Origin of the sequence: Marinomonas pontica (genome assembly GCF_036322735.1) — a bacterium.
Taxonomy (GTDB): Bacteria; Pseudomonadota; Gammaproteobacteria; order Pseudomonadales; family Marinomonadaceae; genus Marinomonas; species Marinomonas pontica.
Genome location: NZ_AP027271.1, coordinates 2,846,120 through 2,868,544, shown reverse-complemented (window position 1 = coordinate 2,868,544; position 22,425 = coordinate 2,846,120). Strand labels below are relative to the sequence as shown.

Here is a 22,425-nt window from a genome sequence, read left to right as displayed (position 1 = left end):
ATTTACCCAATTAATCGAGCTTGGCACTGCGTATCGTCATAAAACTTGAGGTATAATGCGCGTCCCTCATACACCACTCTATTTTTACTGGAGCTCATTCATGACTGCACTGGTTCTTGACGGCAAACTTTGCGCCAAAGAAACTGAAAACCGCCTACAGGCTCAAGTTACCGAGCTTAAAGCGCGTACCGGATGCACCCCAATTTTAGCTACGATCTTAGTCGGTGCGGACCCTGCGTCTGCGACTTACGTGAAGATGAAAGGCAATGCTTGTCGCCGTGTAGGCATGGATTCTATGGCGATTGAGTTGCCAGAAACCACTACGACAGAACAGTTGTTGGCAAAAATCAACGAATTGAACGACAACCCAGATGTGCACGGTATTTTGTTGCAGCATCCAGTGCCTGAGCAAATTGATGAGCGTCTATGTTTTGATGCTATTTCGGCTCATAAAGACGTTGACGGTGTCACTTGTCTTGGCTTTGGACGCATGGCCATGCAAGAGCCGGCTTATGGTGCCGCCACACCGGCTGGCATTATGCGTCTGCTTGAAGCATACGATGTGGCATTGGAAGGAAAACACGTTGTTGTGGTTGGCCGTAGCCCAATTCTTGGTAAGCCAATGGCAATGATGATGCTGAATGCCAACGCGACGGTGACGATTTGTCATTCTCGTACACAAAATCTGCCTGAGTTTATCAAACAAGCTGACGTAATTGTTGGTGCGGTTGGTAAGCCGGAATTCATTAAAGCAGAATGGATTAAAGACGGTGCCGTGGTGGTTGACGCAGGTTATCACCCTGGTGGTGTGGGCGACATTGAACTTGCTCCTTTGGTGAACCGTGTCGCTGCTTACACGCCAGTTCCCGGTGGTGTTGGTCCAATGACAATCAATACGTTGATTCTACAAACGGTAGAGTCTGGCCTTAAACAACTCGCCTAATAAGGCTTGAAAGGTCGATATCGCTGCCCCATTATTATGGGCAGTGGGACAGAAAGCCGCGCCATTAGGTGCGGCTTCTTTTTTTAAACAGAATGACGTTAAACAGAAATAGGTAGACACTTTATGTCCACAGAAATGTTAAAAGACGCATTGGACTTCGATTTGATTGCCGATGTTTTTGTGAGTGAATCAATTACGGCTTCCCCCTCTGAATTGCACGGCCAATTATGTGGTTATCTTGCTTCCGGCGTGACTTTGCCACTGGAAGACTGGCTGACGATGGTGGCGGAGTTTTGCGACATTGAAGGTTGGAAAGAAGAGGCCAGCCGTGCGGTGATGGTTGAGTTGTATACGGCAACGTTAACCTTGTTTCAAAATGGTGAATTTGCACTGGTGCCGAGCATTGCAGACGAAGACGCTGAATTGTGTGAACGTGGTGTTACTTTATCGCAATGGGCGCACGGCTTTTTAGCGGGTTATGGTTTATCGGGTCAAAAGAGTAATCTATCAGACGAAACCAAACAAATTTTACGGGATTTTGCCAATATCTCAGGCATGCAAGCGGAAATGCGCGCTTTAGAAGACAACAATGACAACGAAGCTGATCTCACTGAATTGGTTGAATATGTGCGTCTGTCTGCGATGATGATGTTTACAGAGCATCATGATATTAATCCCGACGTAGATCACACAAAACAAAACTCACTGCACTAAATGTACGACCCAAATACACCCTTCGTGTTTGAGCTTGCTGCTCGTGCCTAGTGGAATGGCAAATTACATAGAGAGATCTTTTATGCAAATAGACACTCAGACTTATCAGACTCGCCGTCAACGTTTAATGCAATCATTACCAGAAAACAGCGTGGTGATCATTCGTACAGGAGAATTGGCCACTCGCAACAATGATTGTGAGTATGAGTTTCGTCCTCATAGCAGTTTTTTCTATTTAACTGGCTTTCCTGAGCCCAGTGCGTATGCCTTGATTCATGGCCGCGGTGATATGACTCTGGTGACTTTGCCAAAAGACCCAGAGCGAGAGCAATGGGATGGCTTTCGGTTTGGCTGCGAAGGCGCGATGAGTCAGTTCGGCGCTTATGATGCCGCGGTGTTGGATGATCTTGATCATGTGGCGTTTTCTGCTTTGGATGGCGCGGCGAATGTGGTGTATTTGTTTCATGATGATATGCTCCGCGAAAAAATAGCAGGTTGGCGTGATGCCATTGCGGCACGCGCTAGAATGGGGGCGATTGCTCCAGCATGCTTTTTGGATTTGTCCCCCATCGTTTCTGAAATGCGTCTTCGTAAAGACTCTGAAGAGATCGCCATAATGGATAAAGCGGCGCAAATTAGTGTGGAAGCGCATAAACAAGCGATGCGATCTGTTCGCCCAGGGATGAATGAATACCAGTTGGAAGCCGAATTGAATTATGTCTTTATGAAATCCGGCGCCCGTCAGCCTGCGTACAACAATATTGTGGCATCGGGCAGTAATGCTTGTGTGTTGCACTACATCAAGAACGACGAAGTGATTGACGATGGTGATCTTATCTTGATTGATGCAGGTGCAGAATTGGGTTGCTACGCAGCAGACATTACTCGCACGTTTCCAGCGAATGGTACTTTTAGTGAACCTCAAGCGGCGTTGTATCAAGTGGTGTTAGATGCCTACCATGCCGGAATGAAAGAACTGACGGTTGGTACACCTTACGAGGCATGTCACAACGCGGCAGTGCGAACGTTAACAGCGGGTTTGGTTAAGCATGGCTTGTTAAAGGGGGAAGTGGATTTTCTGATCGAGAGCAAGGCTTATCGAGACTTTTACATGCACAATACCGGGCATTGGTTAGGTTTGGACGTTCATGACTGTGGCGCGTACAAAGTGGCGGGCGAGTCTCGGTTGCTAGAAGCGGGTATGGTGCTGACGATTGAACCAGGCTTGTATGTCAGTGTTGATAACGAATCAGTTGATCCTAAATGGCGTGGTATCGGTATTAGAATTGAAGACGATGTGCTCATTTGTGACGATGGTCCTTATGTTTTGACGCACGGTTTACCAAAAGAAATAGTGGACATCGAAGCCTTTATGGCGGAAAGTCGATAAACACCTTTTAAGACGATATGGAGTGGATAAAATGGCTAAATCGTATGATTTGATAATAGTGGGCGCCGGCATGGTGGGTGCGTTGTCTGCGATATTATTGGCCAAATCGTCTTTGCGAATTGCCTTGGTTGATAAGCACGATGGCCATTACCCGTTGTCGACGCCGCCCGCTTATGACGCCAGAGTCAGTGCCTTGTCGAGTCAGTCGAAAAGCTTACTGGAAGAGACTGATGTTTGGCAAGGCATACCTTTCGATCGTCTTGCTTGCTATGACAATATGGTGGTGTGGGATGGTCTGGGTGAAGGTTATATTGATTTTAATGCGAAAACGACATCGATGCCGGAACTGGGTCATTTGGTTGAGAATGCGGTATTAAATCAGCAGTTAATGCAGCAAGTGAAACGCATCAAGAACATAGATCTTTATTTAAGTGACAGTGTGAACGCCCATGAACTAAGTGAGTCTGGCGTGAAGGCGGAGTTATCTTCGGGCCATTTACTTGAGGCTCAAGCCATTATTGCTGCTGATGGTGCCCTGTCAACGCTGCGAACAAAAAATGCGTTTGAAACCGTTGAATGGGATTATGGACACAGCGCGATCGTCACCACCATTGAAATTGATCAGTCTCATGACAATACGGCTTGGCAAAGTTTTGGGGAAGAGGGCATTTTGGCTTTTTTACCACTGCCAGCGGTTGAACAACGACATTATGTGTCAATAGTGTGGTCTGTACCGCCAGAAGAAGCGATGTCTCTCATGGCGTTAGACGAAGATGCGTTTTGCCAACGTTTGCACTATGCGATTAATCGACGTTTTCAAGTTTTGGGTTTGACACAATCCCGTCAGGCGATTCCTCTAAGACAGCGTCACGCAAAACAATACGTAAAAGCTGGATTGGCGCTTATTGGTGATGCTGCTCATACTATCCATCCATTGGCTGGTCAAGGCGCTAACTTAGGATTTGGTGATGTCAAAGCGCTTGTGGCTGTCTTGATTAAAGCCCATCGTCGTGGTGAGGCGCTGGGTGCAAGTAGGGTGTTGCGTCGTTATCAGCGTGCTCGTATGTTGGATAACATTGCGATGGCGGCGGGGATGGAAGCATTCAAACGGGTGTTTTCTACGCAACAGCCTTTGCTGGTACAGCTGCGAAATATAGGAATGCAGCAATTTGATCGGGATGACAATTTAAAAAGAAAATTAATTGCCCGTGCCGCTGGTCTTAACATGTTGTCTTGACCTCATGTTTTAAAGGTGTCTCCCATATTTCTATTGCAAATTGCGCTTGCTATCATATTCTCAATAGATACATAAAAAAACAGCTTAATAAGGCGGAGTGGTATGCAAGTCCAAGATCTACTGAAACAAACCGATAAGCTTCCTAATGTCCCAGATGTTGTCCGCGAATTGATTCAACTTCTTAGTGATCCTAATGTTAAATATTCTGATTTAACTGAGAGGGTTTCTCATGATCAAACTATTTCTTTGAAAGTGTTGCGTGTGGTGAATTCGGCGTACTTTGGTTTGTCTAGAAAAATCTCCTCCATTGATGAGGCCACTGTTTTATTGGGTATTGATAAATTGAAAACGCTGGTGATTGCATCCGGTTTTTCTAACTCTGTCACCAAAGTTGAAGGCATAAAATTATCGGAGTTCTGGGCAGATTCATTTCGGGTGGCAGAACTGGCGCAATGGTTTGCAAAGCGAACGCCACTTGTGCAAGAAGACGAAGCCTTTACGGTGGGCATTGTTCACAATATCGGTCGATTATTATTGCACCTTACTGAGCCCAACATTGCGCAAGAAATCCAAGCCTTAGTCGCGAATCGAAAAGCGGGTCGAATCAAAGCTGAGCAGGACTTGCTTGGGTTTACATCGCAGGACGCAGGTCGGGCGTTAATGGATTTATGGCGGTTTCCTGTGGGTCTTGGTTATGCCGTGCAGCATCATAAACGCCCGTTTGCCGATGAGGAGCCAAACCCTCTTGCTTGTGTGTTGAACTTAGCTTGCTACATTAATGCGTGTATTCGCACCGAACGAGAATACGATTTAGTCAGAGAAGGTTTTCCGATGGCGGTTGCGAAAGCCGCTGGTTTACCTGAGGGCATAGTTTATGAACTGGATGATGCCTTGCTTATTGGTGATGGGTTAAACCAATTACTAAACTAATGCCTGTTTAGGCCCTCTTTTCTTGTGTTGTGATTTGCAACAATTAGCTCATGTGTTGTGGGCTAATTTTCTCTCTTAAAACGCGTTTTCGATGCCCTCTAATAAATGATAATCGCTAGTGTTTAGCATCCTGTTGTGCTAATTTCTGTTGTCATTTTTTTATGGTCTTTTATTGCTGAGTATGGGAGTGAGTCTCTTTCGTATCGGTGAGTCGTTTGAAACAGTTGGAAGGTGAATATGTCGATGAAGTTACGCAATACGCTTGAAATGAAAGGGCGCAAGTCTATTTTTAACCGCCTTAGTTTGATTGCATTGGCCACATCACTTCTTCTGCCTGTCGGGGCCCATGCCAAAGGCGAAATTAATATTTACTCAGCGCGCAAAGAGTCGTTGATTAAGCCGGTATTGGATACCTTTTCTGAAGAAAACGATGTGGTGGTGAACCTCATCACTGGCTCAGCGGATGCCTTGTTAAGTCGCCTTAAAGCAGAAGGTGATGCCAGTCCAGCGGACATGTTCATTACCGTAGACGCTGGCCGGTTGCACCGAGCAAAAGCGGCTGGGGTGTTACAACCTATTCAAAATGACGTACTGAGTGCCAATATCCCGAGCCATTTACGAGATTCGGACGGTTACTGGTTTGGGTTATCTCAGCGTGCTCGGGTGATTTTTTATAACCCTAAAACGGTCTCTCCTAAGGATTTATCTACCTACGAAGATTTGGTAAACCCAAAATGGAAAGGGCGTATTTGCGTTCGTTCTTCCGCCAATATTTATAACCAATCTTTAGTGGCTTCTATGCTAGAAGTGGAAGGTCGTGAAAAGACTCAGGCGTGGATTAAAGGGCTGGTATCCAATTTAGCGCGTCCGCCTTTTGGTGGCGATGTGGATTTGTTGAAAGCGGTTGCTGCAGGTGTCTGTGATTTGACGTTGGCAAACACGTATTATTATGGCCGTCTTGGTCAAAGTGACAATGCAGAAGAAAGAAACGTTTACAATACCGTGAAACTGTTCTGGCCAAACCAAGCTGACGGTGAGCGCGGTGCGCATGTGAACGTGAGTGGTGCGGGCATTACCGCGGCGGCAACCAACATTGAAAACGCAACGTTACTGCTGGAATTCTTGACCAATCGCGCTTCTCAGGAATGGTATGCTCATGTAAATAACGAGTATCCAGTGGTAGAGGGTATTGGTGCTCCAGAAATGTTGGCGCCGTTTGGCACGTTCCGAGCGGATACTATTTCGTTGAGCCAACTTGGTGAGAATAACCGAGAAGCCGTTGAAATCATGGACATTGCGGGTTGGAAATAGTGGTAGAGCGATTGTGTGGTTTAGCGAGTATAAGCAAACGCACCTGCACTACAAGAGTCATGATATTGGACAGCGAGTTTAAGCAATTTGAACCCAGTAAGTAAGCGTAAGTGGAATGGTTTAAAGGTAGCGGCGATGTTGATTGCTGTTATCCTGGCCATTCCGATAATGGTCGTTTTAGTCAATGTATTGATCGGAGACAGTCAGGTATGGAGACATCTTTACCATACTGTGTTGGCGGAATACATTTCGAATTCGCTGTTATTGATGTTGGGCGTAGGCTTTGGCGTACTGTTGATCGGGGTGCCTTGTGCTTGGCTGACAAGTATGTGTGATTTCCCCGGACGTGGTGCTCTTTCTTGGGCGTTGCTGCTTCCTATGGCGGTGCCAGCCTACATCATTGCTTATACCTATACGGGGGTAATGGATTTTGCAGGGCCTGTGCAAACCTTTATTCGTGAGCTGACGGGCTGGCGTTACGGTGAGTATTGGTTTTTTGAAATTCGCTCACTGGGCGGCGCTATCACTATGTTGACCTTGGTGCTGTATCCATACGTGTATTTAATGAGTCGCGCGGCCTTTTTGGAGCAATCTGAAAACACCTTAGAAGTCAGTCGCACTCTGGGGTATTCAGGTCGAGCTGTATTTTTCAAATTGGCGCTTCCTCTTGCTCGACCAGCTATTATCACGGGGCTGACGCTAGCGTTAATGGAAACGCTGGCAGATTACGGTACCGTTCAATATTTTAGTGTAAATACCTTTACGACGGGCATTTTGAGAACGTTTTATGGTTTTGGTGATGTCGCGGCGGCCTCTCAATTAGCCGGTGTGTTGTTGATGTTTGTGGCGGTGTTGATTCTGCTTGAGCGTTATTCTCGACGCCGAATTCGTTATCACGCTTCTGGTCTTAAAAAAGCCAGCAGCCGTCGAATGACGCTAAAAGGCAGCCAAGCTTGGTTGGCTTTTATCTTCTGTCTATTGCCTATCTGTGTGGGCTTTCTTATTCCTGTTGGTGTTTTGGCTTATTGGGCAGCGTTTAAAGCTGAAATGCCGGGCGCAAACTTTATTCAATTGGCGTGGAATTCGTTTTATCTTGCGGCGTTGGCGTCACTGTTGGTGGTGAGTCTTGCCTTGGTGTTGAGTTATGCGATCCGCTTGAATAATGGCCGAGCGGTCAGAGCATCCGTCGGTATAGCAGGGTTAGGGTATGCTTTGCCGGGGACGATTATTGCCATTGGTACCATTGTGCCATTGGCTTGGCTTGATCATCGTATTATTGATTTGGTCAGGCAGTATGCTGATGGAAAGGTCGGATTGATATTTTCCGGTACTTTGGTGGCTTTGTTGTTTGCTTATGTCGTGCGTTTTATGGCGGTGTCGCTAGGCGCTGTGCAAAACGGTCTTGGAAAAATCAAACCCAGCATGGACATGGCTGGGCGTTCATTGGGTATGTCTCCTACTAAAGTATTGACCCGTATCCATATTCCTTTGTTGAAAGGCTCGGTTTTGACGGCGTTATTAATTGTGTTTGTGGACGTGTTAAAAGAACTGCCAGCGACACTGATACTGAGACCATTTAATTTTAATACGCTGGCGGTTAGGGCATTTGAGCTGGCGTCTGATGAGCGTTTAGTTGACGCAGCGCCCGCGTCATTGATGATTGTTTTAGTGGGATTGGTGCCGGTAATTTTACTGAGTCGTTCGATTTCTTCTCGTCTTGGTTAGTGTGAACGAACACTCGATTTAGGATTGTATATGACTTCGTTATCTCTTCATGCTTCGTTGAAAGAATTAACACTGAGCGATGTCTCTGTGGGGTACGACGGCAGCGCTGTTGTGAAAAATGCGTCTTTTCAGTTATTGGAAGGGCAAATAGGGTGCTTGCTTGGTCCCAGTGGTTGCGGAAAGTCGACCCTGTTGCGTGCCATTGCAGGGTTTGAGTCCTTAATGTCAGGGGAAATACGCATTGATGGTGATGTGCTTTCTAGCCCGTCTCATAGTGTGAACCCAGAACATCGCTTTATTGGCATGGTATTCCAAGACATTGCTTTGTTTCCACACCTAACAATCGCTCAGAATATTGCATTTGGTTTGTCCGAATGGCCAAAAGTGGCGATTCAGGAGCGTGTGACGTATTTATTGGATTTGGTTGGCTTGGCTGGCTTTGAATCCCGTTATCCTCACTCTCTGTCGGGTGGTCAGCAGCAGCGCGTGGCATTGGCTCGTGCCATTGCCCCCAAACCCAAATTATTGTTAATGGATGAGCCGTTTTCTGGTCTTGATGCCAAATTAAGAGAAGAGTTGGTGCCCGATATTCGTCATATTTTGCAGCATGAAAAAATGAGCGCGTTGTTGGTAACTCACGACCAGATGGAAGCCTTTGCTATGGCTGATCAAGTGTCTGTAATGGATGCTGGAGTGATTCATCAGACGGGTTCACCTTATCAGATATATCATCGTCCAGAGACGCGTTTTGTGGCGAGCTTTATTGGTCACGGTGATTTCTTGCCTGCGGTTGTGTGTGGCGCTAACTGCGTGCATTCTGATCTGGGGAATATTCGTGGCGAGTTGGATCATGGTTTTGCTGACAATGCACAGGTCGATTTATTGGTTCGCCCTGATGATATCTTGCACGATGATGACAGCGAGTTTTTGGGTGTGATCGTGAGTAAATGGTTTCGTGGCTCGCACTTTTTGTACCGCGTGAAATTGACCTCTGGCAAGGTGATATATTGTTTTGCTTCGTCCCATCACAATCACGCTGTGGGTCAGGAAATAGGCCTCAGTGTTCATCTAGATCATTTGGTGCTGTTTTCACGATAGCAATTTTAGGATAACGCCTCTGATCGAGGGGCTATTTTAAGGACATAAATGCCTAGCCTTCGTTAAGTGCTGATGATCTTCGTTGGCTAATTAACGAAGGCGTAGATTATGTGAGTGTATGACCACGCTTATATCAAGCCATACCCTTGCTCATGACAGACTTCCACCATTCCATCAAAGTCGTACTCGGTGAGGTCTAAATGGTCAAGCGCATAGTGACCTATTTTCTCCCATTCGTAATCTTTTTGCGCGCCGCCAATGTGTTTGTAGGTGCCCGCAATGTGCTCAGCCATTTTTAAAATTGCAGCAAACGTCAGATTGATCGAATCTCCGGCCACGCGATGAGTAAATAAATATTCAATGCGATGATGCTTTGCAATCACGGCACAGCAGCTTTTCGGTAATCCCCAGGATTTTGCTAGATAGTAACCGACCACTGAATGATTGGTTTTGAAGTTTTGGTTTTCGATGTCGGTTAAATTAAAATCTACGTTTTGATAGCCTTTTTGCAACACTTCTTTGTAGCCTGGGAAGCGCTTGAGCATCAAAGGAATGCCGACATTATGGAACAGTCCTAACGCGTAGCATTCATCTTGGTATTTAAATCCCAATTGGCCTGCTAAGCTGGAACAAATCGCCGCGACGTCTGTGGCGGTATCCCAAAAGCTGTGCAAAGACTGAATGGTGTCATCCGACAGCTCACTTTTCACTGCCAAACCATTGACAATATTAGTCACACTGTTTGTTCCCAAGAGCATAACGGCCTGTTGTACCGAGGCGATTTTTTTGGGTAAATTAAAGGCGGCTGAGTTAACGAGTTTGAGAACGGCCTCAGACAGGCTAACATCTTGAGAAATGATGTTCGAAATTCGATCCATATCAGGGTCAGGCATCGCTTGTTCCATGTGCAAATCCACCATGATTTGCGGTTGAGGTGGAATGCTGATGCCCTGTAAGATGCGTTTAAGCTGATCTTCATTTAATGTTGATGACATTGGTACACTTCTTTAAGAGGCGGAAAACAGTACAACTACGGTAATTCGTAGCAATTGAATCTAGAGTCTCTATAATAGCGTTTTTTTAAATATACTGGGTGAAAATTTTGAGTGTTATTCGACTAAAAGGCCAAGCTGATCGCCGTCTAAGAGCTGGACATCAATGGATTTACAGCAACGAGGTAGACACCTCTGCGACACCATTAAAGCAATTTACCCCAGGGGATCAGGTAGTTGTCGAAACCGCACAAGGTAAGCCGCTTGGTATTGCTACGATAAACCCTAACACCTTGATTTGCGGTCGTTTAATGAGCCGCAGCACCGATACGTTTTTGAATAAATCGACATTGGTTCACCGTATAAAGATTGCCTTGTCTTTGCGTGAGCTGACTTATCCTGCGCCATATTATCGCCTTGTATTTGGGGATTCTGATGGTTTATCTGGTCTTGTTGTGGATCGCTTTGCTGATATTTTGGTGGTACAGATTTCAACTGCCGGAATGGAGCGCGTAAAAAACGACATCATTGAAGCTTTGCAAGATGTGGTTAAGCCGTCTGCAATTTTGATGAAAAACGACGGTAAGATGCGCCAGATTGAAGGTCTTGAAACCTATGTGGAAGAGGCTTTCGGTACCGTTCCGGAGTTGGTTTTCTTGCAGGAAAACGACGTGTTATTTCAAGCACCAGTTTGGGATGGTCAAAAGACGGGTTGGTTCTATGATCACCGTGAAAACCGCAAAACCATGCAAGGCTTTTGTGATGGTAAACGAGTATTAGACGTTTTTTCTTACATTGGTGGTTGGGGGGTTCAAGCCGCTTCAGCGGGTGCGACAGATGTGACTTTTATTGATGCGTCAGAAAGTGCGCTAAGTCATGTGGGTGAAAACCTAAAGCTGAATCAGTATGAAGGTGGTTCTAATTTGATGCACGGTGATGCCTTTGAAGCCATGCAATCCTTGATTGAAGACAAAGAGCGTTTTGATGTGGTGGTTATGGATCCACCTGCTTTTATTGCTCGTCGTAAAGACATTAAAGCAGGCGAAGGTGCTTATCACCGTGCCAACCAACTCGCAATGCGTTTGGTTGCTAAAGGCGGTATTTTGGTGTCTGGTTCTTGTTCTATGCATTTAGAAACAGGTCGATTGCACGATATCATTCGCAGTAACAGTCGACAACTAGAACGCTTCTCTCAGCTTATTTACCGCGGTACTCAAGCACCGGATCATCCTGTGCATCCGGCGATTGAAGAAACAGAATACCTAAAGGCCTTGTTTTATCGTATCCACAACAATATGGGCTTGTGAGTTCATAGTGTAAGGCCGTGTTGATAATAAAAAAACGCTGTCAGACTGAGTCTGGCAGCGTTTTTTTATGTGGCATGAATTGTTGGCGGTTAATCTCTCAAGGAAATATGCTGCCAGCCTCGTTCTTGCGCAATCTTGGTGAGCGTCTCATCGGCATCCACGGCGATAGGATGAGAGACTAATTCTAAAAGCGGCAAGTCATTGCGAGAGTCGCTGTAAAAGTAGCTTCCTTCCATCGAGTGACCTGTTTCAGCTAACCAATCGTTTAAGCGCGTTACTTTGCCTGCTTGAAAGCTTGGTACCCCTACAATTTTTCCGGTGTAGTGATCGTCAATGATTTCTGGAACCGGCGCAATGATGTGATCCATGCCTAAAATATCGCCAATGGGGCCTGTCACAAACTGGTTGGTTGCAGTGATCATCAGTAAAAAATGACCTTGATCTTTATGGTGTTTCAATAATGCGGCCGCTTTCTCTTGCATCATGGGTTGTACTTTTTCCTGCATGAATGTGTTGTGCAGCTGAGTGAGCTCCTCTCTGGAAAAGCGGGTGAGTGGCGCTAAGCTAAAAGCAAGGTATTCATGAATGTCTAACGTGCCAGATTGGTATTGTGTGAAAAATTTGTCGTTAGCTTCTTGGTAGACTTTTGTGTCGACTAAGCCTTTCTCCACTAAAAATTGTCCCCATGTGTAATCACTGTCACCGCTTAATAAGGTGCCGTCTAGGTCAAATATTGCAAGTGTCACAAGCTGTCCTCAAATTGTCTAAAGTGCGTGAATTATAGCCTCACAGGTAATAAATAACAGCAGTCTTAATTGTGCGGATGGGGGAATTATGGAACAATGAATCTAATTTATTCTTATATTAGAAGGTGATGGCTCGTGATTGATGCAGACGGATACAGACCGAATGTGGGCATCATATTGATGAACGAGCGTGGCCAGCTTCTTTGGGCGAGACGTGTTGGGCAAAATGCTTGGCAGTTTCCTCAAGGTGGCATCAAATCCGACGAGACACCTGAAGAAGCATTATTCCGCGAATTAAAGGAAGAGGTGGGCTTAGACCCACATCAGGTGGAAGTAATTGGCAAAACTCGAGGTTGGCTACGTTATCGTCTACCTAAACGCATGTTAAGACACAACAGTAAACCTTTATGTATTGGGCAAAAACAGAAGTGGTTTCTTCTGTCGATTCGTTGTCCCGATGCATCCGTGTGCGTGGATGGTACAGAAACCCCAGAATTTGATGGCTGGCGTTGGGTGAGTTATTGGTACCCACTTGGTCAAGTTGTGGCCTTTAAAAAGGATGTTTATCGCCGAGCCCTTAAAGAACTTATTCCGAGCGCGCATCGCCGGTTAGAAAAAAAATAAACTCTGTGTCGAAATGATGGAGGCTATGTAGATTGATGGGAGCACTATGCTAAGTTTGTTAAGACGTATTACCCAAGAGGTGACTGCGGCTCAGTCCTTATCTGCGGCACTCGATATTATTGTTCGACGTGTTCGTAGAGCCATGCGTGCAGAAGTGTGTTCGATTTACCTAGTGGATTCGAATAGCAAAGAATATGTCCTAATGGCGACGCGCGGTTTGAACGCCGATGTTGCAGGTAACGTCAGCTTGAAAGCAGACGAAGGTCTGGTCAGTTTAGTGGGCCGAAGAGCCGAGCCTGTGAACCTTGAAGACGCGCATATTCACCCATCATTTCATTATTTAAAAGGTTCAGGCGAAGAGCGTTACCGTTCTTTTTTGGGTGTGCCAATTATTCATCATCGCCAAGTTTTGGGCGTGCTGGTGGTGCAGCATGAAGACAAGCGTCGATTTGATGAAGGGGAAGAAGCCTTTCTTATTACTTTATCAGCCCAATTAGCCGGAGTAATTGCGCACGCTGAAGCGACAGGGGCAATTGCCAACCTTCACCCAAATGCCGTGCCGAGTGGCTCAGACTTTCGCTACAAAGGGGTTCCTGGTAGTTCTGGTGTTGCGATTGGTCGTGGTGTGGTTGTTTTCCCTCCTGCCGATTTAGACGTTATTCCTGATCGTCGTACAACCGATTTTGATGAAGAGATTCAAGACTTTTACCAAGCGCTTGATGCGGTACGTAATGATATTCGTCGAGCAAGCAATCGTATTAGTCAGCATTTATCCGCGGATGAAAAAGCACTCTTTGATGTGTATCTGAAAATATTAGATGACAACTCCATTGCGGGAGAAATTGTCCGCAAAATCAAAGAAGGCAATTGGGCGCAAGGTGCGTTAAGGCAGGTTATTCAAGCGCACATTCAGCAGTTTAATCGCATGGATGATCCATATTTGCGTGAACGGGCGTCGGACCTTAGGGACCTTGGTCGTCGGATTTTGTCCCATTTGCAGGAAAAAGCCCCTAACCTTACCGAGCGATTTAGCGAGCCTTCGATTATTGTTGGTGAGGAACTGACCGCGTCTATGTTGGGTGAAATTCCAATAGATAAGATCAAAGGTTTGGTTTCTGTCATGGGGTCTGGTAACTCCCATGTGGCGATATTGGCTCGCGCAATGGGTATTCCAACCGTGATGGGGGCGCTGGATCTGCCCTATGCTCAATTAGACAAAGTCGACCTTATTGTCGATGGCTATTTGGGCAAAATATACACCCATCCTTCTGACGCTTTGATTGAAAATTATCAGCAAATTGTTGATGAAGAGCGACTGTTAGAAGAAGAGTATGAAACACTTAAAGATTTGCCATGTGAAACATTGGATGGTCAACGTTTATCTTTATTTGTTAACACCGGCTTGTCTGCCGATATTGCTCGTTCATTAGACCGGGGGGCAGAAGGCATTGGTTTGTATCGAACGGAAGTGCCGTTTATGGTGCGAGACCGTTTTCCTACCGAAGCAGAACAAGTGGTGATTTATCGCCAGCAGTTGGAAGGCTTTGCACCGTCTCCTGTGACGGTTCGAACGTTGGACATAGGTGGTGACAAAGCACTGCCATATTTCCCGATAAACGAAGCCAACCCTTTCTTAGGCTGGCGTGGTATTCGAGTGACTCTGGATCATTTGGAAATTTTCATGGCGCAAATTCGAGCCATGATAAAAGCCAGTTCAGGTCTGTATAATTTAAAAATCATGTTGCCGATGATCTCAAATGTTGCGGAAGTTGAAGAGGCTTTAGCCCTAATCCGTCGTGGTTATGCGGAAGTGAAAGAAGAGGGCTTTGATGTCAAAATGCCTCAAGTCGGCGTGATGATCGAAATCCCTGCGGCGGTTTATCAGGTAAAAGAGTTGGCTGAATTGGTGGACTTCTTGTCGGTCGGCAGCAACGATTTAACGCAATACTTATTGGCAGTAGATCGAAATAACCCGCGTGTGGCGGATTTATACAACTCCTTCCATCCTTCCGTATTGCGTGCTTTGCTTAGCATAGTTGATCAGGTTCGAGACGAAGGCGTAGGTTTGAGTGTGTGTGGTGAAATGGCGGGTGATCCGATGGGCGCTATTTTGTTAATGGCCATGGGATACGATGTGTTATCCATGAGCTCTACAAGCCTTCCTAAAGTAAAAGCCGTGATTCGCAATATCTCGATGCAACAAGCGCAAGCCATGTTGAATGAAGTCATGACACTTTCTCATGCTGAAGCGGTCACACAAACCATGACACGGCTGATGCGCGAAGCGAACATAGAGCGTTTGATTCGTCCCTCTAAAACCAGCAACGTAGACTAATTACTACCTACCAGAGATTTTTTGAATATTATGATTTCATACCCAAACATTGATCCTATTGCCTTCTCGATAGGGCCGATTTCCGTACATTGGTACGGTATTATGTATCTGGTTGGCTTTGCTGGCGCTTATTTGTGTGGCATGTATCGCGCTAAACGCTCGAATGGCGTGTGGACGCCTGACATGGTAAGTGATGCAATTTTTTATGGGGCGCTTGGCGTTATTTTAGGCGGCCGAATTGGATATATATTGTTCTATCAATTTCCTGCTTTTGTTGATAATCCGCTGATTTTAGTGCGTATTTGGGAAGGCGGTATGTCTTTTCATGGTGGCTTGCTGGGCGTTATCGCTGCTATGTTTTTCTTCGCCCGCCGTTACAATAAACACCTTGTTGATGTGACGGACTTTCTTGCGCCGTTTGTGCCAATCGGTTTGGGCGCTGGACGTTTAGGTAACTTTATTGGTGGCGAATTATGGGGCAAACCGACGGACGTTTCTTGGGCAATGATTTTTCCGAATGATCCGTTGCAGCTTGCTCGTCATCCTTCGCAACTTTATCAATTTGCCTTAGAAGGTGTTGTGCTGTTTTGTATATTGTGGTTCTTCTCACAAAGGCCAAAACCACGCTATTGTGTCTCTGGCATGTTCCTACTTTTCTACGGTATTTTCCGCATTTTAGTGGAGTTTGTCCGCGAGCCAGATATACAAATTGGTTACCTTGCTTTCGGTTGGCTGACACAAGGGCAGTTATTGTCGTTGCCAATGGTGCTAATCGGTGCTGGTTTAATCGTGGTGGGTTTCAAGCGACAGGTTTTCCCGAAAAGTGGTAACGCAACAAGCTAGCGTCTTTTGCTTATATTGGTTCAATAAAAACGGCGAATCCATCATGGTTCGCCGTTTTGCTTTTAGGTCGCTTACACTGAGAAAGGGTAAGCGATAGGCTCGTGGAACTGATAGCCTTCGAGCTCGAAGTCGTCCATGGTGACCCAAGTCTCGATGTCTTTTAGGGATTTGATTTCTGGGTTGATTTTGAGTGTTGGTAGAGGGTAAGGCTCGCGTTTGAGTTGCACATCACGCATTAACTCTAGCTGGTCTTCGTAGATGTGAGCGTTCACTATCTTATGGAAGGCTTTGCCCGGTTTTTTGCCAGTGATTTGCGCAACGATGGCCAGCAAAACATAAACCTGAACCATGTTGAAGTTTAAACCGAGTGGCACATCACAGCTGCGCTGAGTGCTGTTTAGATAAAGCGTATCACCAAGCAATGAAAAGTGATGGCTGTACATGCACGGGCGAAGGCACGCCATGTGGAACGCGCCAGGGTTATAAAAAGTGAGGATTTCCCCACGGTTATCCACACCACGGCTTAGATCATCAACAATTTGCTTTAATAGATCGATGTGTCCACCGTCAGGCTTTGGGAAATGGCGGCCAATGGCACCATAGCAAAGCCCCATATCGTCTTCGCCTTTACGATAAGGATTGTTTAACCAAACGTCGTTTTGGTTGGCGTTGGCGTCCCATGTTTTGGTGCCGAGTGCGCGAAAATCCGCGGCGTTATCGTAACCTCTTAAATACCCAATGATTTCGGCAATGGCAGATTTCCAGTAGCTTTTTCGTGTCGTGACAAGCGGAAACTCGCCTTTGCTTACATCGTAAGTAAGGTCAGCGTTAATAACAGTGAGACAGCGTTTTCCTGTACGTTCGTTGTTGACCCATTCGCCTTCACTGACGATGCGGTTGCAAAGATCTAAGTACTGTTTCATAAGTGTGCCTTGTCTGTTTAGGTCATGACGAATACGGTAAATGCAGGTTAGAAAATGCAATCTAGATTGTCATGGGTATAATAAATGCCATTGATTATATCAGAACCCGTACGCTCAAGAAGCCCAAGAGTGGATGAGCGTGAAAAATGAATGAAGGTAAGCCTATGTTGTCCCTTATTGTTGCCATGTCGACCAACCGCACTATTGGTATTAATAACTCGTTGCCTTGGCATTTGCCAAATGACCTTAAATATTTCAAGCAAGCCACTATGGGCAAGCCGATTGTTATGGGGCGTAAGACGTTTGAATCGATTGGCAAGCCGCTACCGGGTCGTCGCAATATAGTAATCAGTCGTGACCCTGCCTATCAAGCAGAGGGGATTGATGTGGTGACGACGCTGGAAGAGGCGATTTCCCTTGGTGAAGATATTTGTTTGGTTAATGGTCAAGAAGAAGTCATGGTGATTGGCGGTGCTCAGATTTATCAATTGGCGCTTGAGCGCTCAGACCGTTTGTACATTACTCATGTGGACGCTGACGTCAAAGGTGATGCGTTTTTCCCAGAAGTAGACTGGCCGTCTTTTACCTTAATCGGTGAAGAGGCGTTTGCCGCTGAAGGCCCCAACCCTTACGATTATCGTTTTTCTGTTTACCAAAGAACCAGTGCAGAGTAATTCGTTATGTGGCAGCAAGTTGAAATTCAATTGCCAGCGATGCGCCGAGGTTTTCATTTGATCACAGATCAAGTGGAATCGGCTTTGTCTAAATTGTCGCCGGTCTCAATAGGGCTGCTGCATATTCAACTGCTGCATACTTCGGCTTCGTTGACCATCAACGAAAACGCCGACCCATCGGTTTGCCGAGATATGGAACGCCATTTTTCGCACATGGTGCCGGAAGATCAACCCTACTATGAACATATTTACGAAGGCAGTGACGACATGCCTGCGCATATTAAGGCCAGTATGTTGGGGTCATCTCTGACGATTCCAATTCGAGATAAGCGGTTATGCTTGGGGATTTGGCAAGGCATTTATTTGGGTGAACACCGAGATCATGGTGGTGCGAGGCGGATGGTTTTGACCCTGCAAGGCGAATAATATAATGCTGAGCAATAATGGTTGCTAAAAACAAACACGCCGCATTGTTGCAATGCGGCGTGTTTGTTTATGGTGACTTTTCGGATAACTTGTTTTAGTTAACGACGATTTGTTTGCACTTGGCTTGTCCATCTTCAACCGCTTGGTTGGCGCTGAGAGCGAGTTCTTCGATCGTTTCACCGTCTTCAGGGAATGCGGCAATACCAATACAAAAATCCATAGGCTCTGAATTGCCTTCAAGCAGTGTGGATTTCTCCTCTTCTGTTGGATTGATAATGTGATTCAGCAAGGTCTTAGCATCGCGTACGCTGGTGTTAGGCAATAATAAGAGTAATTTGTCGGGTTCCACTCGGGCCAATACGTCGGCTTCGCGTATCTTTTTGTAGATATAACGAGCGGACGTTTGGATGGCGATATTTCGCGCCTCCATGGAAAGTTGGCTTAGACGATCATTAGCATCCAAATTTATTTTTGCCATGGTCAATGGTGTGTATTGGCGTTTGGCTAAACCAAGTTGCTTTTTAAAGTGTGTTAATGCAGCGCTTCGTGTTAGTAGCCCTGTTAACTCATCAAAAGTCGCTTGGTTGCGTAGGTGTTCTTCTAACGCTTTTTGATGGCTTATGTCTACCATGAAGCCAATCACTTTCTTGATGCTGCCATCAGGTCCTTTTGTATAACTTCTGCCGCGTTCTTTGACCCAAAGGTAGCGTTGGTCACCCGTCAAAATACGGTATTCGACTTCATAGTAATCTTGGTTCAACGCAACGTGCTCGTTTACCACTGTGGCGAGTTTCTTAACATCGTCAGGATGAACTATTTTGTGCCAGTCCGCGGTTGAGCGCGGTGTTTTGTCCAACGGATAATTAAGAAGCGTCGCAATGGATTTCGAACAAGAAACCAAGTCAGATTCTGTCTCCCAAATCCACAGTCCCGCAGACGATTCCGTTAAAGCGTATTTAAGTAAAGTGTTTTCAGCCGCGGAAAGATCCATGTGATCAGTGTTGTAGACACAGGCCAGTACAGAGTCGCCGAGGTCTTGCAATTCCAACTGCATATTGATGAGTTTATCGCCCACTCGAATCAAGCTCTCGCAACGCTCAATGCTGCCGCTTTTTACTTTTTGGTTGAGCAGATGCCAGCTTTGAGAGGACGCATCATCGCACAAGGTTTCCCAAGAGGCCGCGGGAGCGGCGTTCAGGTGCTCGAACAGTATCTCAAAATTGCGGTTGTACGATATCAATTTGCCAGTATTGCTTTCTATTATAAAAGCAGGCGTAGGCATGTGCTTAAACGCTTGTTCGAAAGGGGTACTCATGACTCGCTCCTTTATAAAAATACCGATTACTCAGGGGTGATCCATGTCACTTGGAAATCGGCTTCGCTGTCTTCTGCTAATAGTTTGCTTAATACTGGCAAGAATTCTTTGGCTTCTTTTTCGAGTGTCCATGGTGGATTGACGATGATCATACCGCTTCCTGCCATGCCACGCTCTTGTTCAGTGTTTCTTATGCAAAGCTCTAGCAATAAGGTGTTTTTGATCTTAGTTGCTTTGACAGCCTTTAATAGGTCATCTGCTTGCTTACGATTTAACACAGGATACCATATAGCATACGTGCCTTGAGGAAAGCGTTTGTAACCATCCTCCAACGCTTGAACCACGTATTGGTAATCTTTTTTGACTTCGTACGGTGGATCCATCAGAACAAAACCACGTTTTTGCGGTGGCGGTAACATGGCTTTGACAGCCGCAAAGCCATTGTCTTTGACCACATTGGCTTTGCGTTTATTGGGGAACAGTGCCGCTAATATTGGGTAGTCGTTTGGGTGCAGCTCGCATAAATGTAGTTTGTCTTTTTGGCGCACGTAGTAGTCGACAATTTTTGGGCTGCCTGGATAAAACTCTAACGTGTCTGTTGGGTTCATTTCTCGGACAATGTCCAATAGACCTTCCAATGGTTCTGGTAGGTTGCCTTCTGTTAACAGTCTGGCGATACCCGTGTGAAACTCTTTATTTTTTTGTGCCTGCTCAGAACGTAGCGAATATTGACCAATGCCAGCATGGGTATCTAAATAGAAAAAAGGCGCCTCTTTTTTGACAAAGTGACGACATATTTGACTGACGGTCAAATGTTTTAAAATATCAGCGTGGTTGCCTGCATGATAAATATGGCGATAGCTGAGCATGGTCTTTCCTGTAATGTAGGGTTCTATTGATAATGAAAAAGGCCGCAGCGCCTACATACGGCAAAGCGGCCTTTTGCGTATTGCTTGTTGGATATTAGTCGATTTGACTAATATCGCGTACTGCACCTTTATCTGCACTGGTTGCAAAGTGTGCGTACACTTTAAGTGCTGGCGATACCTTGCGAGGACGTTCTTCTGCAGGCTTCCATGCACTAGCGCCTTGGGCGTTCATCGCATCGCGGCGTGCTTGCAGTTCTTCATCACTGAGAAGCACATTAATGGTACGGTTTGGAATGTCGATGCGAATGATATCGCCGCTTTGTACCAAACCAATTGCGCCGCCAGCAGCCGCTTCAGGTGAAACGTGACCGATAGACAAACCGGATGTACCGCCGGAGAAACGACCATCTGTTAGTAAAGCACAGGCTTTACCAAGACCTTTGGATTTGATGTAAGACGTTGGGTAAAGCATTTCTTGCATGCCTGGTCCGCCTTTTGGTCCTTCGTAACGTACGATAACCACTTCACCCGCTTTGACTTTGTCATCAAGGATGTTTTTAACCGCTTCGTCTTGAGACTCTGTAATGTGAGCAGGGCCTTCAAACACGAGGCAAGACTCGTCTACGCCAGCGCTTTTCACCACGCAGCCATCAACCGCAATGTTGCCGTAAAGTACAGCCAAACCGCCTTCAAGAGAGAATGCGTTCTCAATCGAACGGAAACAACCGTCTTTACGATCACCGTCCAGTGAAGGCCAGCGAGTTGATTGACTGAATGCGGTTTGTGTTGGAATGCCCGCAGGGCCTGCTTTGTAAAACTCGATTACCTCAGGCGTTGGTGAACGCATGATGTCCCATGTTTCGAGCGCTTCTTCAAATGTTTTTGAATGGACAGTGTGACATTGATTATGAAGCAAACCGGCACGGTCTAATTCACCCAACAAGCCAAAAATACCACCGGCGCGGTGCACGTCTTCGATGTGATATTTTGGTGAGTTTGGCGCGACTTTACAAAGCTGAGGAACTTTACGTGACAAGCGATCGATGTCTTCCATTGTGAAATCAACACCCGCTTCACGAGCGATGGCCAGCAAGTGAAGGATGGTGTTGGTGGAACCACCCATAGCAATGTCTAGTGTCATGGCGTTTTCAAACGCTTCGAAGCTCGCGATTGCTCGAGGAGCCCAGTTCGCTTCGTCGTTCTCGTAAAAACGTTTAGTGATGTCGACAATGCGATGGCCAGCTTCAACGAATAATCGGTGACGATCAGAGTGCGTCGCCAATGTGGTGCCGTTGCCAGGTAAGCTGAGACCCAGTGCTTCGGTTAGGCAGTTCATGGAGTTCGCAGTGAACATGCCAGAACAAGATCCGCACGTTGGGCAAGCAGAGCGTTCGTATTCGGCAACTTTTTCATCCGATGCTGTAGGATCCGCGGCGATAACCATCGCATCAACCAGATCCAGTTTGTTTTCTGACAGCTTGGTTTTACCCGCTTCCATTGGGCCGCCAGAGACAAAAATAACAGGAATGTTTAGGCGCATTGCAGCCATCAGCATCCCAGGTGTGATTTTGTCACAGTTTGAAATACACACTAATGCGTCGGCGCAATGCGCATTCACCATGTACTCTACTGAGTCAGCGATAAGGTCGCGAGAAGGAAGGCTATAAAGCATACCGTCATGACCCATGGCGATACCGTCGTCAACAGCGATAGTGTTAAACTCTTTCGCAACACCACCGGCTTTCTCGATTTCACGAGCAACAAGTTGTCCCATGTCTTTTAGATGGACGTGACCTGGTACAAATTGCGTGAAAGAGTTAGCGACCGCGATGATTGGCTTTTGAAAGTCGTCGTCTTTCATGCCAGTAGCGCGCCATAGGGCACGAGCTCCAGCCATGTTGCGGCCTGAAGTGGTAGTCTTGGAACGGTAAATTGGCATTATTTTCCCCACAGATTGTGCTTTATTTTGTTTTATATAGCTGTCTACATTGAATGACTCCATGTTACCAAGATTATTGTCTAT

At 46.1% G+C, this 22,425-nt stretch carries 20 protein-coding genes; 14 read left to right on the top strand and 6 right to left on the bottom strand.

The window, feature by feature from the left end:
• Positions 1 to 100 precede the first annotated feature (100 nt).
• The 8 genes from folD to AABA11_RS13455 all read left to right on the top strand — a co-directional run bounded on the left by folD (position 101) and on the right by AABA11_RS13455 (position 9,348).
• The gene (folD, locus tag AABA11_RS13490; protein ID WP_265729371.1) at positions 101 to 943 is read left to right on the top strand and encodes a bifunctional methylenetetrahydrofolate dehydrogenase/methenyltetrahydrofolate cyclohydrolase FolD; all 843 of its coding nucleotides are present in this window, start codon (positions 101 to 103) and stop codon (positions 941 to 943) included.
• A 123-nt stretch (positions 944 to 1,066) separates the two neighbouring features.
• Positions 1,067 to 1,657, top strand: a complete 591-nt coding sequence (locus AABA11_RS13485) for a UPF0149 family protein (RefSeq protein WP_338268729.1) — start codon at positions 1,067 to 1,069, stop codon at positions 1,655 to 1,657.
• Between the two features lie 82 nt (positions 1,658 to 1,739).
• Complete coding sequence (locus AABA11_RS13480) at positions 1,740 to 3,047, top strand: aminopeptidase P N-terminal domain-containing protein (protein WP_338268727.1); 1,308 nt, start codon at positions 1,740 to 1,742, stop codon at positions 3,045 to 3,047.
• Between the two features lie 31 nt (positions 3,048 to 3,078).
• Positions 3,079 to 4,284 (top strand): UbiH/UbiF/VisC/COQ6 family ubiquinone biosynthesis hydroxylase, encoded by a 1,206-nt coding sequence (locus AABA11_RS13475; RefSeq protein ID WP_338268725.1) that lies wholly within the window; start codon positions 3,079 to 3,081, stop codon positions 4,282 to 4,284.
• Between the two features lie 102 nt (positions 4,285 to 4,386).
• Positions 4,387 to 5,214 (top strand): HDOD domain-containing protein, encoded by an 828-nt coding sequence (locus AABA11_RS13470; RefSeq protein WP_265729367.1) that lies wholly within the window; start codon positions 4,387 to 4,389, stop codon positions 5,212 to 5,214.
• A gap of 243 nt (positions 5,215 to 5,457) precedes the next feature.
• Positions 5,458 to 6,525 (top strand): Fe(3+) ABC transporter substrate-binding protein, encoded by a 1,068-nt coding sequence (locus tag AABA11_RS13465; RefSeq protein ID WP_338269694.1) that lies wholly within the window; start codon positions 5,458 to 5,460, stop codon positions 6,523 to 6,525.
• 135 nt (positions 6,526 to 6,660) lie between these two features.
• Positions 6,661 to 8,250, top strand: a complete 1,590-nt coding sequence (locus AABA11_RS13460) for an ABC transporter permease (protein ID WP_338268722.1) — start codon at positions 6,661 to 6,663, stop codon at positions 8,248 to 8,250.
• A gap of 30 nt (positions 8,251 to 8,280) precedes the next feature.
• Positions 8,281 to 9,348: an ABC transporter ATP-binding protein gene (locus AABA11_RS13455; protein WP_338268720.1), complete on the top strand. Its 1,068-nt coding sequence runs from the start codon at positions 8,281 to 8,283 to the stop codon at positions 9,346 to 9,348.
• A 128-nt stretch (positions 9,349 to 9,476) separates the two neighbouring features.
• On the opposite strand, the gene AABA11_RS13450 is transcribed toward AABA11_RS13455, so the two are convergent.
• Positions 9,477 to 10,343: an HDOD domain-containing protein gene (locus AABA11_RS13450; protein ID WP_338268717.1), complete on the bottom strand. Its 867-nt coding sequence runs from the start codon at positions 10,341 to 10,343 to the stop codon at positions 9,477 to 9,479.
• Positions 10,344 to 10,450: 107 nt separating this feature from the next.
• Between AABA11_RS13450 and AABA11_RS13445 the strand changes: the two genes are divergently transcribed.
• Positions 10,451 to 11,647 (top strand): class I SAM-dependent rRNA methyltransferase, encoded by a 1,197-nt coding sequence (locus AABA11_RS13445; RefSeq protein WP_265729364.1) that lies wholly within the window; start codon positions 10,451 to 10,453, stop codon positions 11,645 to 11,647.
• A gap of 89 nt (positions 11,648 to 11,736) precedes the next feature.
• On the opposite strand, the gene AABA11_RS13440 is transcribed toward AABA11_RS13445, so the two are convergent.
• Positions 11,737 to 12,393, bottom strand: a complete 657-nt coding sequence (locus tag AABA11_RS13440) for a histidinol-phosphatase (RefSeq protein ID WP_265729363.1) — start codon at positions 12,391 to 12,393, stop codon at positions 11,737 to 11,739.
• Between the two features lie 135 nt (positions 12,394 to 12,528).
• On the opposite strand from AABA11_RS13440, the gene AABA11_RS13435 reads away from it, so the two are divergent.
• Genes AABA11_RS13435 through lgt form a run of 3 tightly spaced genes read left to right on the top strand, consistent with a single transcriptional unit; the run spans position 12,529 to position 16,195 of the window.
• A complete protein-coding gene (locus AABA11_RS13435) occupies positions 12,529 to 13,017 on the top strand; it encodes an RNA pyrophosphohydrolase (RefSeq protein ID WP_338268714.1) in 489 nt (162 codons plus the stop codon).
• A gap of 46 nt (positions 13,018 to 13,063) precedes the next feature.
• Positions 13,064 to 15,352 (top strand): phosphoenolpyruvate--protein phosphotransferase, encoded by a 2,289-nt coding sequence (gene ptsP / locus AABA11_RS13430; RefSeq protein ID WP_265729361.1) that lies wholly within the window; start codon positions 13,064 to 13,066, stop codon positions 15,350 to 15,352.
• Between the two features lie 30 nt (positions 15,353 to 15,382).
• Positions 15,383 to 16,195 (top strand): prolipoprotein diacylglyceryl transferase, encoded by an 813-nt coding sequence (gene lgt, locus AABA11_RS13425; RefSeq protein WP_338269692.1) that lies wholly within the window; start codon positions 15,383 to 15,385, stop codon positions 16,193 to 16,195.
• 71 nt (positions 16,196 to 16,266) lie between these two features.
• Here lgt and AABA11_RS13420 read toward each other — a convergent pair whose 3' ends face one another.
• Positions 16,267 to 17,118, bottom strand: a complete 852-nt coding sequence (locus AABA11_RS13420; RefSeq protein ID WP_338268711.1) for a thymidylate synthase — start codon at positions 17,116 to 17,118, stop codon at positions 16,267 to 16,269.
• A 146-nt stretch (positions 17,119 to 17,264) separates the two neighbouring features.
• Between AABA11_RS13420 and AABA11_RS13415 the strand changes: the two genes are divergently transcribed.
• Positions 17,265 to 17,792: a dihydrofolate reductase gene (locus AABA11_RS13415; protein ID WP_420915702.1), complete on the top strand. Its 528-nt coding sequence runs from the start codon at positions 17,265 to 17,267 to the stop codon at positions 17,790 to 17,792.
• 6 nt (positions 17,793 to 17,798) lie between these two features.
• Positions 17,799 to 18,218 (top strand): secondary thiamine-phosphate synthase enzyme YjbQ, encoded by a 420-nt coding sequence (locus AABA11_RS13410; RefSeq protein ID WP_338268708.1) that lies wholly within the window; start codon positions 17,799 to 17,801, stop codon positions 18,216 to 18,218.
• A gap of 94 nt (positions 18,219 to 18,312) precedes the next feature.
• On the opposite strand, the gene AABA11_RS13405 is transcribed toward AABA11_RS13410, so the two are convergent.
• The 3 genes from AABA11_RS13405 to ilvD all read right to left on the bottom strand — a co-directional run bounded on the left by AABA11_RS13405 (position 18,313) and on the right by ilvD (position 22,341).
• Positions 18,313 to 19,533 (bottom strand): PAS domain-containing protein, encoded by a 1,221-nt coding sequence (locus AABA11_RS13405; RefSeq protein WP_338268706.1) that lies wholly within the window; start codon positions 19,531 to 19,533, stop codon positions 18,313 to 18,315.
• Between the two features lie 26 nt (positions 19,534 to 19,559).
• Positions 19,560 to 20,402: a 23S rRNA (adenine(2030)-N(6))-methyltransferase RlmJ gene (locus AABA11_RS13400; RefSeq protein ID WP_265727989.1), complete on the bottom strand. Its 843-nt coding sequence runs from the start codon at positions 20,400 to 20,402 to the stop codon at positions 19,560 to 19,562.
• A gap of 94 nt (positions 20,403 to 20,496) precedes the next feature.
• Entirely contained in the window at positions 20,497 to 22,341 is a 1,845-nt protein-coding gene (gene ilvD / locus AABA11_RS13395) for a dihydroxy-acid dehydratase (protein WP_338268704.1), read from the bottom strand.
• Between the last annotated feature and the right edge of the window lie 84 nt (positions 22,342 to 22,425).

What these genes read in the sequence shown, in the direction of transcription:
- folD (WP_265729371.1), top strand. Translation starts at nt 101, where the DNA reads ATGACTGCACTGGTTCTTGACGGCAAACTTTGCGCCAAAGAAACTGAA.
- AABA11_RS13485 (WP_338268729.1), top strand. Translation starts at nt 1,067, where the DNA reads ATGTCCACAGAAATGTTAAAAGACGCATTGGACTTCGATTTGATTGCC.
- AABA11_RS13480 (WP_338268727.1), top strand. Translation starts at nt 1,740, where the DNA reads ATGCAAATAGACACTCAGACTTATCAGACTCGCCGTCAACGTTTAATG.
- AABA11_RS13475 (WP_338268725.1), top strand. Translation starts at nt 3,079, where the DNA reads ATGGCTAAATCGTATGATTTGATAATAGTGGGCGCCGGCATGGTGGGT.
- AABA11_RS13470 (WP_265729367.1), top strand. Translation starts at nt 4,387, where the DNA reads ATGCAAGTCCAAGATCTACTGAAACAAACCGATAAGCTTCCTAATGTC.
- AABA11_RS13465 (WP_338269694.1), top strand. Translation starts at nt 5,458, where the DNA reads ATGAAGTTACGCAATACGCTTGAAATGAAAGGGCGCAAGTCTATTTTT.
- AABA11_RS13460 (WP_338268722.1), top strand. Translation starts at nt 6,661, where the DNA reads ATGTTGATTGCTGTTATCCTGGCCATTCCGATAATGGTCGTTTTAGTC.
- AABA11_RS13455 (WP_338268720.1), top strand. Translation starts at nt 8,281, where the DNA reads ATGACTTCGTTATCTCTTCATGCTTCGTTGAAAGAATTAACACTGAGC.
- AABA11_RS13450 (WP_338268717.1), bottom strand. Translation starts at nt 10,343, where the DNA reads ATGTCATCAACATTAAATGAAGATCAGCTTAAACGCATCTTACAGGGC.
- ptsP (WP_265729361.1), top strand. Translation starts at nt 13,064, where the DNA reads ATGCTAAGTTTGTTAAGACGTATTACCCAAGAGGTGACTGCGGCTCAG.
- lgt (WP_338269692.1), top strand. Translation starts at nt 15,383, where the DNA reads ATGATTTCATACCCAAACATTGATCCTATTGCCTTCTCGATAGGGCCG.
- AABA11_RS13420 (WP_338268711.1), bottom strand. Translation starts at nt 17,118, where the DNA reads ATGAAACAGTACTTAGATCTTTGCAACCGCATCGTCAGTGAAGGCGAA.
- AABA11_RS13415 (WP_420915702.1), top strand. Translation starts at nt 17,265, where the DNA reads ATGAATGAAGGTAAGCCTATGTTGTCCCTTATTGTTGCCATGTCGACC.
- AABA11_RS13410 (WP_338268708.1), top strand. Translation starts at nt 17,799, where the DNA reads ATGTGGCAGCAAGTTGAAATTCAATTGCCAGCGATGCGCCGAGGTTTT.
- AABA11_RS13405 (WP_338268706.1), bottom strand. Translation starts at nt 19,533, where the DNA reads ATGAGTACCCCTTTCGAACAAGCGTTTAAGCACATGCCTACGCCTGCT.
- AABA11_RS13400 (WP_265727989.1), bottom strand. Translation starts at nt 20,402, where the DNA reads ATGCTCAGCTATCGCCATATTTATCATGCAGGCAACCACGCTGATATT.
- ilvD (WP_338268704.1), bottom strand. Translation starts at nt 22,341, where the DNA reads ATGCCAATTTACCGTTCCAAGACTACCACTTCAGGCCGCAACATGGCT.